The sequence below is a fragment of the Halobacillus andaensis genome (assembly GCF_014636475.1).
Taxonomy (GTDB): Bacteria; Bacillota; Bacilli; order Bacillales; family Halobacillaceae; genus Halobacillus_A; species Halobacillus_A andaensis.
In genome coordinates, this window is sequence record NZ_BMEL01000001.1 from 1,004,675 (window position 1) to 1,017,094 (window position 12,420).

A 12,420-nucleotide genomic window follows, 5' to 3' on the forward strand; every position below is an offset into this window, starting at 1 on the left:
CAACTGGATTAACCCTTTCCATTCACTTCATCTCTAACATTCTTTCATTTTCTTCAATATAATTTTCTCCAAAAAATTCCCTCAATTGAATTACTCTAGCAACCCTTCCCCTTTCGTTTTTACAATAAATATTGTATAGTGTATGGGTTCTAAAATTAGGTAAAAAAGACGAACATAATCTAGCAAACTATAAAGCAGAAAAAGTCGTCTTAGGTAAGAAAGGTGCTATCAATCTATGATTCATAACCCAACAGGAAAAGAGCGATTAGGCCTGGCTTTTCTTTTAGGAATGCTTGGAATTCTCGGACCGCTTAATATCGATATGTATTTACCGAGTTTTCCTGGCATTGCTAGTGATTTAAATGCCAGTGCTTCGCTTGTACAGCTTAGTTTAACCACGTGTTTGATTGGTCTCGCTGTAGGCCAAATTGTTATTGGTCCTATAAGTGATGCGCAGGGACGAAGAAAACCGTTAATGATTTCAATCTTCTTATTTGCGGTAGCTTCTCTTCTTTGTGCACTCGCCCCGAATATTACAACGCTCATAGCAGCCCGTTTTCTCCAAGGGTTTACGGCTTCTGCCGGAGTGGTGCTATCCCGGGCTGTGGTACGAGACGTGTTCAGTGGAAGAGAACTGACGAAATTTTTTGCGCTGCTCATGGTGATCAATGCAACGGCTCCAATGATTGCGCCCATGGCAGGCGGAGCCATTTTGCTCTTGCCTTTTTCTAGCTGGCATACGATCTTTTATTTTTTAAGTATACTCGGTCTTTTAATTGTGTTCGTGATTTCGCTGAAGTTAAAAGAAACACTGCCGCCGGAAAAAAGAATACCGAGCACAATTGGACATTCTCTCCGTACAATTGGAAGCGTATTTAAAGATCGTTCGTTTATCGGATATGCCTTAACCATCGGCTTTGTACATGGGGGCAGTTTTGCTTATGTATCAGGAACTCCCTTTGTCTATCAGGACATTTATGGCGTCTCTCCTCAAGTATTTAGTGTGTTATTTGGGATTAATGGTCTTGCCATTATCTCTGGAAGTTTTATTATTGGTCGACTAGGCGGCATCATACACGAACGGAGCCTGCTTCGGACCGCCATTCTTACTGCGGTAACGGCTACTTCATTCCTTCTTGTCATGACAATTATCGAAGGACCGTTACCTGCGTTAGTCATTCCGATTTTCATTTATATGACATCAATGGGCATGGTTTTAACCAGTACCTTTACGCTAGCGATGGAACATCAGGGCCACCGAGCAGGAAGCGCAAGTGCTGTCCTAGGAATGCTCCCCCTATTATTCGGCTCAATGGTTTCTCCACTTGTGGGGATTAATGAAACGACAGCTGTCCCAATGGGAGCGACATTATTTATAACATCTTCCATAGGATGTATTACGTTCTTTACACTAACGAAAAAGCCTTCGGAAGCCTAAGATTTAACAAAAAACAATATCAATTTCCGAAAAGAGCTTAGAACAATACGAAATAAAACATCAAACAATCCGAACGATTCGATTGATATCCGTTCGGATGATTTATGTTCAAGAAAGGACTTTCCCCCCTTCGCTCGGACAAAAAACTAAGGTCATTGAAAATCTGAAGATCCATGAAAGTCAGAATTTAAATAAGCGGTCTGTGTGAAATTTATTTTCCCACACAGACCGCTTTTCTTCTAATTTTAGAGATTTGCGCCTTCTCTACCTTTATTTCAACCTTATTTCGTTCTTTAGCCTTTTGCTTAGGTAAAGTTAGTCAATACTTCTTGAGGAGATGTTTGATTTTATTCACGACTGACAACCTATAGAAGGTTTTAGGAGGAGATATTTAAACATACGAATGGGATATTAGATTGATCTCTGTTGATGCCACGATGAGCGTTCGGTGGTGACGCCTGGTCGATTAAAACCGGCCACGTCCTGTGCGTCGCGGGAACAGCGCGAGCCGAAGATCCACTTGGTCAAGTGAACTTCTTGACCAAGTTAGCTGAGACCGTGCCCGCGGCAATCATCCACCGACAAGCGATTCGTGGAGATCAGTGATCTCAGCCTTCTCCCAAAGCTTTATTCGATTGATCGGAAGAACGAGTGAGCCAAGATCGCCGAGTGCGGGTTTCGCGAGGAAGCTCGGGCGCTCGTCCGCGGAAAGGGAAGGGGCCTTCGCTCCTGGCAGCAAGAAAAAAAGCTTGCGGAAAAACAAGGGTTTCTCCACAAGCTGAAGTCGCTTATCACAGTGATAAGCGACTTTTTAATTACCTTCTAAAGTTCCCTATGACTTCAACCGTTTCACTAATACTTACAAATGCTCGTGAATCCACACTTGTAATCAGAGATTTAACAAACGCCAATTCATATCGTGAAATCACTGTATAAAGAACTTTTCGCTCTGTATTCGAATAGCCGCCCTGGCCATCCATCACGGTAATGCCACGTATCAAATTGCTGATCAATTCGTTTTTCAGTTCGTCTCCACGATCGGTTACCACCATTAAGTTCAGTTTAATATGGCGTGTATGCACACGGTCAATGACGATCCCTGTAATGTAGATCGACGCCATCGTGTACAACGCTAAGTCCCACGAAAAAATAAACCCAGAGATAAAAACGACGCCGCTGTTTAAGCTGAAAATTAATCCACCAAGCGGAATATCACGTTTTTGAGTAAGAACCAGTCCAATCACATCAAAACCACCAGTGGACCCGTAAAAACGTATAATAAAACCGATAGCAATTCCGGCGATGACCCCTCCAAATACAGTAGATAATAACGCATCATCAGTGACTTTAAGAACTGGAATATACTGCATGGCTATAGAAGTAGTAAATACAGAAAATATACTGTTCCATATAAACTCTTTTCCAAGCTTCATCCATCCAATAATTAGTATAGGAATATTTAAAATAACGAGCCAGAGCCCCGTGTTTACAGGCGTTAACAAGCCGAAAACCATGGCCAGACCTGTAATCCCTCCAGATAATACTTCATGTGGCAGTAAGAACAAGTTAAAAGCAAACCCTAACACAATCGAACACACAAATAGGACAGCGAATCTATATAAACGATTCATTTTCACGGCACCTCAATCTAAATAGTGATTTAAACACCTAATGAATTTTAGGGGCCATAAAAATGAAAGTCAATACTTTTTCTATGTATTTAGGGCTATCGATTTATATGCTTTAAAGGATTAAAATCCGCATGGTTCTGTCGTTTTCCGCTCTGTTTTACTCTCTTCTGCCCTCCTCCGATTCAAATAGTAAAAACGAAGTGTTTTTTCAATTTCATGTCAGAAAACCTAACACAACTTATGACAAAGTTCTCTATTTTTGAAATAATCAGTTTATTAACAAATTGGAGGCTTGGTTATGGTCGAAGAAAAGGTTACATACAAAGGAAACAAGAAAATCTTATTCATGACAACATTCGCATTTTTCTTAAGCTTCGTTGTCTGGTTTAATATGGCACCTTTCGCATCTACGATTCAAAAAACGTTGCAATTATCTAATGAAGAGATCGCTGTCCTGCTGTCAATCAACGTTGCTTTAACAATTCCTGCAAGAATTATCATTGGTATGCTCGTTGATCGATTTGGGCCGAAACATGTGTACGCCACTTTGTTGCTTGCCGTTAGTATTCCTTGTTTTTGGTTTGCCTTTGCTAATTCATTCTGGCAATTGTTTATGGCTCGGGCATTATTATCCGTCGTCGGTGCAGGATTTGTTATTGGCATTCGAATGGTATCCGAGTGGTTTCCAGAAAAACACCTCGGCTTGGCAGAAGGTATATACGGAGGATGGGGCAATTTCGGATCTTCAGCAGCAGCCTTCTCCCTGCCGCTTCTTGCCTTGTTGTTTGGAGGAGAAAATGGCTGGCGCCTGGCGATCGCTCTAACCGGCGTTTTATGTATTGTGTATGCATTTATTTATTTTAAATCCGTTGAAAACACACCTTCCGGCAAAGAATTTAAAAGACCAAAACGAAGTGGCGCGATGGAAGTCACCAGCTACCGAAGCATGTTCGGTCTTATGCTGATGTCTATTCCTTTATATGCTGCTCTTGCTTTAATCACGTGGCAATTAAGTAATACATCAATCATTTCTAATCAAATCGCTACGTTAATTTACGTCATTCTTGCAGCCATCTATTTTTATAACTTATATAAAATTTGGGTAGTTAACCGCGATCATTTACGAAAAGGCGTCCCTGAGGAAGAACAGTATTCGTTTAAACAGGTGGCTATTTTAGACTTCGCTTATTTTATCACTTTCGGTTCAGAATTAGCCGTTATTTCTATGCTGCCAATGTTTTTTGAAGCCACGTTCAGCATGGGAGTAGCCGGGGCAGGAATGATCGCCAGCTCGTTTGCCTTTATGAACCTTGTGGCCCGCCCAGGCGGTGGTTGGCTCAGTGATAAATTTGGCCGTAAGAAGACACTCATTATTTTGTTAGCCGCTACCTCCGTCGCTTATCTTGGAATGGCACAGATCGGGTCCGATTGGTCAATTGTAGCTGCTGTTCTATTGACGATGACGTGTTCCTTCTTTGTACAAGCTGGTGAGGGTGCTGTATTCTCGATGGTGCCACTCGTTAAAAAACGCCTGACCGGACAAGTGGCAGGTATGGTCGGTGCTTACGGAAATGTTGGCTCTGTCTTATTTTTAGCCGTACTCAGCGTACTAAACCCTTCACTGTTTTTCTTAGGAATTTCCATTATGGCGTTTTGCTGCTTTATCGCTTGTTTCTTCTTAAAAGAACCAGGCGAAGCACGTGTCACCGAGCGTCAGCCAGTAAAGGAAGAAGAAACGAGAAAGTCTGGAAAAGAAGTGGCGATTTAAATTTATTAAAAGTGATTCCCTCCATAAGGGAATCACTCAGCTTGTAGAGAAACCTTAGTTCTCTCTTTTACCTCGACAGTGTAACCATTTCTTCTATGAGGAGGAGTAAAGGGTTGTAGGAAACGACTCCCTTTCCAGGGGCGAATGGTGTGCCGCTATGAAAACAGAATGTGCAACAGGGCATTCACCTACGATGGTTCCGCGAGCCCACTATGATTAAAGGAACGGAAAAAGAGCTGATTTATAGTTTCCACTATTTATTTACGTTGACAGCTTCTCCCTCCCATGCTAGTCTTGTAATCAATTCAATAGAATCTCTTATTTCGAGAGGTGGAGGGACTGGCCCTGTGAAACCCGGCAACCGATCCATTTGATTGTGGTGCTAATTCCAGCAAAGCGAACGCTTTGAAAAATAAGAGAGGTGCGTGTGTAAACCTCTCTCACCGGGAGGTTTTTTGTATACACATGCAAGAATCATTTAAATATTGTAGATCACTCAGGTGCTGAATAAACTCATAAGAGCTTATTCAGCTTAATAGGGAAGCCCGGTGAAAATCCGGCACGGTCCCGCCACTGTTAGAGGGAGCACCCTGCAGCATGTCACTTTCTTTTTTTATAAAAGATGGGAAGACGCAGGAATGTGAAGATCTTAAGTCAGGAGACCTGCCTGGTGATGACGCACTACAACCTACGAGGAATAGGGAGGTGTTAGGACACGTAACGGGATCAGTCTGTCTATACAGGCTGAATTTGAAAATACTGTCATAACAATCTCTCTTTTCACAAGAGAGATTTTTTTATTGCATTTATTTTACGAGGAGGAAAAATGATGACAAAGAGTTCGAACTTAGGTTATCCAAGAATCGGAGAAAAGCGAGAATGGAAGAAAGCATTGGAGCAGTACTGGAAAGGAAACATAGGTGAGCAAGAGCTTCAAACTGAGTTAGAAAACTTAAGACTCTATGATCTTAAAAAACAAAAAGATCTGGGCATTGATTTAATCCCCGTTGGAGATTTCAGTCTCTATGATCACGTCCTTGATACAGCTGTGATGTTTGGTTTGATTCCTGAACGTTTTCAGCATCAAGACGAGAAATCTCTGCAAACGTACTTTGATATCGCTCGCGGCAATAAAGATGCTGTAGCTTCTGAAATGACAAAATGGTTTAACACGAACTACCATTACATCGTTCCTGAAGTTTCATCAGAAACGGAACCGAGACTTGTAGAAAACCGACTGCTTCCCTACTTTTTAGAAGCAAAGGAAAAGCACGGGATTATAGGAAAACCAGTGCTTCTCGGTCCCGTATCCTTATTAAAATTAGCCAAAGGCTATGAGAATAAAGACTTTGACAAACTAGTAGAGAAACTCGTTCCGTTGTACATACAAGTACTACAGCAGCTTGAACTTGCTGGAGCAGAATGGGTCCAAATCGATGAGCCCATCTTAGCCACGACATTAACTGAATACGATATCAACGTTTTTAAGAAAGTTTATCAATCCATCGACAGTAAGCTCTCCAGTTTGAACGTTTTACTGCAAACGTATTTTGAATCCGTCGATCATTATGAAGAAGTCGTTTCTCTTCCCGTGGCCGGAATTGGCCTCGATTTCGTTCATGATGAAGGGGCGAACTTGGAGGCATTGAAGAAGTATGGTTTCCCAGCAGATAAATCTCTTGCAGCTGGCATCATCAATGGACGAAACATATGGAAGGATGATCTCAACACTTCATTGACTGTACTTGAAACACTGCGTTCCTTCGTAAATGAGGATCGCTTAATTGTTCAACCCTCATGCAGTTTATTGCATGTACCCGTGACGGTTGAAACTGAATATGAATTACATCCGCAGCTAAAGAATGCCCTGGCCTTTGCAGATCAAAAGCTAGAAGAAATCAACCTTTTAACGGAGGGATTAAATAAAGGAAGACAAACGGTTGAAAAAAAGCTGACCGATCAAGCACACTGTCGCGAACAATTATGGAAGTCCGCCAGCAGAAATAACGAGGATGTACAAAAGGAAGTGGAATTTTGGAAAGGTGTCGAACCAACACGCGAGCAGCACTTCGCTAAGCGCCAAACCATTCATCAAAACTTTTTCAACCTACCTTTATTACCAACTACGACGATCGGCAGTCTGCCGCAAACGACTGATATCAGGCAAGGACGTCTAAAGTGGCGCAGAGGCGATTGGTCTGATGCTGACTACCAAGACTTTGTTGAAGCAAATATCAAGGAGTGGGTTGCACGTCAAGAAGAAATCGGACTTGATGTTCTGATCCACGGAGAGTTTGAACGTAATGATATGGTCGAATTCTTTGGTGAAAAACTCGATGGATTTGCCTTCACAAGGTATGCCTGGGTGCAGTCCTATGGTTCGCGCTGCGTGAAGCCTCCTATCATTTATGGAGATATTGCTTTAACCGAACCGATGACCGTGAAGGAAATTAGCTTCGCTCAATCGCTGACCGAAAAGCCGGTCAAAGGAATGCTCACAGGACCGATTACGATTTTAAACTGGTCCTTTGTACGCGAGGATATCAGCGAATTTGATGTAACCAAGCAAATCGCCTTAGCGCTTCAAAAAGAAATAAGAGCTTTAGAGGAAAATCAAATTCATATGATTCAAGTCGATGAACCTGCTTTACGGGAAGGCTTGCCGCTTAAACCTAAGAAGCAGCAGCAATACCTGGATGAAGCGGTCTACGCTTTTAAACTCGCTACCTCTGCTGTTAAGAATGAAACACAAATTCACACGCATATGTGTTACTCCGAATTTGGAGAAATTATGAATACGATCGATGAATTGGATGCCGACGTCATTTCTATTGAAGCAGCTAGAAGCCACGGAGAACTGATCGCTGATTTTGAAGAGCAGTCGTACGAGAAAGGGATTGGACTTGGTGTGTATGATATTCATAGTCCACGTGTTCCTGAGGTGGAAGAAATGGAAAGGTATATTCTTCGTGCATTGAAAGTACTTGACCCGCGTCAGTTCTGGGTCAACCCTGATTGTGGATTAAAAACAAGAGACGTCACTGAAACAACGGAGGCCCTGACAAACATGGTAAAAGCCGCTCACCACGTCCGAGAAAAAGTTGAACAGAAGTCAATGGCAAACAAAGGGTAGTTTTCACAAAATTAGCTAGGACAGATGAAAATATGCGATTACAGAGTTCCTTCACTTTGTCTGGTGAAAAGGAACTGGAAAAGCGACGCATTCCTCTTCCCAACGCAAGGAATAGAGATAATTAAGGTTTCTCTACAATCTGAAACGCTTAGAGCGCTCCTCTAAGCGTTTTTTTAATGATCCGTTTTCCTTTCTACTACCGTTTAAACACTTTACTAAAGAAATAACGGTAGCGATCATACGAAATCGAGTTCTCATCATGCAAAATCATGGCAGGCTGGTATTTACGTACGGCTCCATTTCGCGTCGTAACCGCAAACTGCTGTAAATGTCTAAAGGATGGGCGAACGACTAAATTTGTTAAATACGCAGACTGAGTGGACATCGGGTGTCTTAATTCATTGAGAGTCTCAATCATTTCTTTCGCTGTCATGATTCCGAGTCCGTGCCCAAAGTAAAGGTCCTTCCCAACCACAATCGCATTTTCTCCTCTCCACTGAGGTGCTCTAGGGTCAAAGCCCGGATTATCAAAATATACGACATCTCCTGGTAAAAACCGATTGATGTACGTAGGGTATAACCCAAGATCACTATCCGCGTGCCAGCTATAAATATAAAGATCAGGGAAAATTCGATTAAAATTAGATTCTCCTAAGACATTCAATACCGCATGATAGTAAATGATGAGCATAGCCCCTGCACATTCAAAAGCATAGCGGTCACTATTTGTAAAGATATCCTTAATGGCAGCAGAAGGTCGTACACCTGGTCTAAGACGCAGCGCTCCATATCCCGATAAAAGCCAGTAATCAGGATTGCTGCGAGTTGTTTCAAAAGTAGCAAATTCGACTTGACTGCCGTTCATTAATTCTGCACTCTTCACAATTTCTTTCCTCAGTTTTACTTCAAATATTAATTCATTCCTAGATCCATAAGTATAAACGGCCGGTGAATCCAACATCTGCCGAATAATCATTTGTTCTCTGCTATCCATCGTCCCTATATCATTTTGCTGAAAAGGGACCCCCGCTACTTGAATCATCCCGTCCCTCCTCCTCTTTGTAAAGTTTGTTCACCCTTACTACATGCCTATTCCAATGAACAGGAATACTTGTTAAAAACCTTTTCTTACTCCACCTCTCCGTGTCTCGTGTAAACAAATCGTGAAGCCTTAACATATAAAAAAGACCCTTTCTCAAGGGGCGATCCCGCAGGAAAGCGTTCTTCGCATTCCGAGGAAGCTGAGTCCGTGCCCACGGAAAGCGAAGTGTTTTGACGGAGCGAGGGAAAAAAATTTCTTGGCGCATAAATAATCCGAACTGATTAATAAAATCGTTCGGATTATTTTATGCCTTATTCAGTTTTGTCCAGCCTCTTTACGTATATCTACTTTATGTAACATCGCTCAATGATCCGCTGATTCGAATGGCACAGTTCTGCTATTTCCTCAAGAACATCATGCAAACTTAGTAGTTCATAAATTAAAATCGTCTGAGGCGGCAGATGCTGCCTAAAGTGTTTCTCCTGCTCCACATGATTCTCTTTCCATTTCCAAAATAAAGCATCCAGCTTCTCGACGGTTACAAAATGATCTTCACTCATGTGATGGGCTGGGTCCTTTAAGATCTGCATGTATGAAGTGGTCACTTCTTCAATCAGTTTACGTTCATGAGGCTTAAATTCTGAGAGGTTTGCTTCCACATATTGAAGGTTGCCTAAATGAAACGTAATCTGCTGCAATGCCCCAAGCTTTCTTTGCGAAAATTGAAAAGCTCGCATTTCCTCATTCGTATGCTTGTGGTATTTCCATTCCTCTCGTTGGAACTGAGACAATTGATACGTCTTTTCTAAATGAGCTGTGAGCTGACGATAAGAGCGGTTTATACGCCTTGACCTCTCATGAGAAGCTCCTTTTTCTGCGATTACGATTGATTCAAGCAGCTGAGCTGCATGTCCGTATAAATCATTTACACTTTGAAAAATCCGAGAAGTGTAATTCGGCGGCAACAAGAAAAAGTTTACGATCGTAGAAACGACAATTCCGATCGATGTCGTTCCTAATCTTGTCAGAAACGACACAAAGTGCTGATCCTGAAAATCTGGAATCATAGCCGTGGCGGTTATCGTGGCAACCAATATACCATCATCCAGCTTTAATTTGTGACAAATGGCAATCGTCAACATAGCCGCTAAAGCAAATGTTAGAGCGCTTTTTCCCCATATCGCATAAAAAGTAGTAGCTAAAAGAGCACCTATAGCTGAGGCGGGAAAGCGAATGGCTGCTTTTTTAATCGAGTCAGCGGCTGTATGTTCGATCGTGACAATAGCCGTAATGACAGCAAATACAACGGGTAAATTAAAAAAACCACAGATCAGTGCGGTTACGAATACTGATATTCCTGTTTTTAAGGTTCGTCCACCTAAAAAATGAGATTCTCTTATTGAGTCGATGAACTTAGACACGTTAATCACTTCCATAGGTATACTTAGCCCCAATTTTACACGATACATTAAGAATTTGCAGGCTTTTCTAGAAAGAACTTGAACTCTGCTATGCCTTTCCCTTCCCCATTTTATTGAATGAAAAGACGATCCGTATGTTTAACAATTCCCATTCTCGTGAATGACAACGTAATATGCTGGTTATGCCAGCACTAAAACTAGAAAAACAGGAGGCAATCAACATGAATCGATTTACTATTCCACGCGATATTTATTTCGGAAAAGATGCACTAGATATATTAAAATCAATCAAAGGTAAAAAAGCTGTTTTAGTGATTGGCGGCGGATCCGTCAAAGAAAACGGCAACTTAGATACGATTCAAAATAACCTTTCTGAAGCCAACATTGAGACAAAAGTGATTGAAGGGATTACACAAGAACCTTCTACCCAACTGGTTCAGGAGCACCTTCCTGTTCTTAACGATTACCAGCCCGATTGGATTATTGGAATCGGCGGCGGCTCCCCAATGGATGCGGCAAAAGCGATGTGGATTTCTTTTGAACATCCAGATTTAACATTCGAAGACATGGCTCAGCCGTTCAACTTGCCAGAATTACGATCAAAAGCTAAATTCGCCGGTATTCCTACGACTAGCGGTACGGCTTCTGAAATCTCTAACCTTTCCGTCATTACAGATTCAGAAACAGGCGTAAAGTATCCATTGGCGGACTTCGAACTTACTCCAGACCTTGCGATCATTGATCCCGTAATGGTTGAAGCCATGCCTAAGAAAGTTTTAGCTTATAGTGGAATGGATGCAGTGACTCACAGCATCGAAGCCTATGTAGCTAAACCACGTACTACATTTACGAATTCATTGTCGATCGAAGCGGCCGAAATCTTAAAAGATCATCTGCTGTCCTCCTATAATGGAGACCAGGAATCTCGTGAACAAGTCCATTATGCTCAAGCGATGGCAGGCATGGCATTCGCAAATGCCGTACTCGGAAATGTGCACAGCATGGCTCATAAAAGCGGTCCGACTTTTGAAGTGCCCCACGGTTGTGCGAATGCTATTTATTTACCATATGTCATTCAATTTAATCGCAGTGAAGTCGAAGATCGTTTCGCAGCAATTGCACGAAGAATTGGCTTATCTGGAAATTCAGATAAAGAGCTAGTCGATTCATTAATCGCCTGGGTTCGTGACCTGAATCGCGAAATGGATGTACCAAATACACTTAAAGAATTTGGTGTTTCTGAAGAACTGTTTAAAGAACATGTAGATAAAATGGCAGAGAATGCTATGGAAGACCCTTGTACAGGTACGAATCCACGTGAAACGTCTGTAGAAGAGATGAAGAAATTGTTCGAAGCGGCTTACTACGGTCAAGAAGTTACATTCTAATGATGAAATAGATCATGGCCTCGGTTTAGTAACCGGGGCCATTTTTAATTAAACGTTCATCCCATTTTCTTTTCTCGGCATTAAGGTGTAGCTAAAACTAATGAAAAAATCAATAACTAAAACGAAGGACCATAATTGCAGGGTGCGAAACAATGCCTCCGTCTGAGAAATGTTATTAACAAATAAAATAATAGCTCCTATTAGTACTCCTCCAATCATCCATGCCAAAACATGACGATACCAGCCCTTTCGTTCCTTTCTCGCATGTTCAACTCCATATTTTTTCTTTGAAACTGGTTTTTGCCCATGTACGAACCAATAAGCAAATCTTTCATCTGCCCATTGGATCAGTTGATGGCCATATGCCGCACTAATACCAATATAAACTGCAGCAACTCCGTGTACAGTCGTTGCGACAGCCCCATTCTTCAGGTCAGCAACAGTGGCTGCGAGCAGGATAATATCTACGATAGGGGTACAAATAAGCAGCAGAGCTCCTAGCTTCTTTTTCTTGAAAACATATCTAGCGATTAATCCTGCTAAGACAAATACCCAAAATCCTATTTCACACGCAATAATTAACCAACCAATCAAATCAG

At 41.8% G+C, this 12,420-nt stretch carries 8 protein-coding genes and 2 riboswitches; of the genes, 4 read left to right on the plus strand and 4 right to left on the minus strand.

Translation table 11 applies throughout. The features are described 5' to 3' along the window. The first annotated feature begins 235 nt into the window (after positions 1–235). Positions 236–1,438, plus strand: coding sequence for a Bcr/CflA family efflux MFS transporter (locus tag IEV27_RS05120; protein ID WP_188376360.1), 1,203 nt, complete (start codon positions 236–238; stop codon positions 1,436–1,438). Positions 1,439–2,253: 815 nt separating this feature from the next. Here IEV27_RS05120 and IEV27_RS05125 read toward each other — a convergent pair. Then, positions 2,254–3,069 carry a YitT family protein gene (locus IEV27_RS05125; RefSeq protein ID WP_188376361.1) on the minus strand — a complete coding sequence of 272 codons (816 nt, stop codon included), beginning with the start codon at positions 3,067–3,069 and terminating at the stop codon, positions 2,254–2,256. 298 nt (positions 3,070–3,367) lie between these two features. Here IEV27_RS05125 and IEV27_RS05130 point away from each other — a divergent pair, with 298 nt between their 5' ends. Next, the gene (locus IEV27_RS05130) at positions 3,368–4,837 is read left to right on the plus strand and encodes a NarK family nitrate/nitrite MFS transporter (protein WP_188376362.1); all 1,470 of its coding nucleotides are present in this window, start codon (positions 3,368–3,370) and stop codon (positions 4,835–4,837) included. A 315-nt stretch (positions 4,838–5,152) separates the two neighbouring features. Next, positions 5,153–5,256: riboswitch (SAM riboswitch) on the plus strand. Between the two features lie 61 nt (positions 5,257–5,317). Further along, positions 5,318–5,522: riboswitch (cobalamin riboswitch) on the plus strand. Between the two features lie 141 nt (positions 5,523–5,663). After that, on the plus strand, positions 5,664–7,970 hold the full coding sequence (gene metE, locus IEV27_RS05135; protein WP_188376363.1) for a 5-methyltetrahydropteroyltriglutamate--homocysteine S-methyltransferase: 2,307 nt from the start codon (positions 5,664–5,666) through the stop codon (positions 7,968–7,970). Between the two features lie 196 nt (positions 7,971–8,166). Here metE and IEV27_RS05140 read toward each other — a convergent pair whose 3' ends face one another. Both IEV27_RS05140 and IEV27_RS05145 read right to left on the minus strand, forming a co-directional pair. Continuing rightward, on the minus strand, positions 8,167–9,012 hold the full coding sequence (locus tag IEV27_RS05140) for a protein-glutamine gamma-glutamyltransferase (RefSeq protein WP_188376364.1): 846 nt from the start codon (positions 9,010–9,012) through the stop codon (positions 8,167–8,169). Positions 9,013–9,356: 344 nt separating this feature from the next. Further along, positions 9,357–10,433: an FUSC family protein gene (locus IEV27_RS05145; RefSeq protein WP_229734839.1), complete on the minus strand. Its 1,077-nt coding sequence runs from the start codon at positions 10,431–10,433 to the stop codon at positions 9,357–9,359. Positions 10,434–10,654: 221 nt separating this feature from the next. Between IEV27_RS05145 and IEV27_RS05150 the strand changes: the two genes are divergently transcribed. Continuing rightward, positions 10,655–11,821, plus strand: a complete 1,167-nt coding sequence (locus IEV27_RS05150) for an iron-containing alcohol dehydrogenase (RefSeq protein WP_188376366.1) — start codon at positions 10,655–10,657, stop codon at positions 11,819–11,821. A 48-nt stretch (positions 11,822–11,869) separates the two neighbouring features. Here IEV27_RS05150 and IEV27_RS05155 read toward each other — a convergent pair whose 3' ends face one another. Continuing rightward, positions 11,870–12,415 carry a hypothetical protein gene (locus IEV27_RS05155; RefSeq protein WP_188376367.1) on the minus strand — a complete coding sequence of 182 codons (546 nt, stop codon included), beginning with the start codon at positions 12,413–12,415 and terminating at the stop codon, positions 11,870–11,872. Positions 12,416–12,420 lie beyond the last annotated feature (5 nt).

Excerpts from the sequence above, each read along its gene's own strand:
- IEV27_RS05120 (WP_188376360.1), top strand. The coding sequence starts at position 236 with ATGATTCATAACCCAACAGGAAAAGAGCGATTAGGCCTGGCTTTTCTT.
- IEV27_RS05125 (WP_188376361.1), bottom strand. The coding sequence starts at position 3,069 with ATGAATCGTTTATATAGATTCGCTGTCCTATTTGTGTGTTCGATTGTG.
- IEV27_RS05130 (WP_188376362.1), top strand. The coding sequence starts at position 3,368 with ATGGTCGAAGAAAAGGTTACATACAAAGGAAACAAGAAAATCTTATTC.
- metE (WP_188376363.1), top strand. The coding sequence starts at position 5,664 with ATGATGACAAAGAGTTCGAACTTAGGTTATCCAAGAATCGGAGAAAAG.
- IEV27_RS05140 (WP_188376364.1), bottom strand. The coding sequence starts at position 9,012 with ATGATTCAAGTAGCGGGGGTCCCTTTTCAGCAAAATGATATAGGGACG.
- IEV27_RS05150 (WP_188376366.1), top strand. The coding sequence starts at position 10,655 with ATGAATCGATTTACTATTCCACGCGATATTTATTTCGGAAAAGATGCA.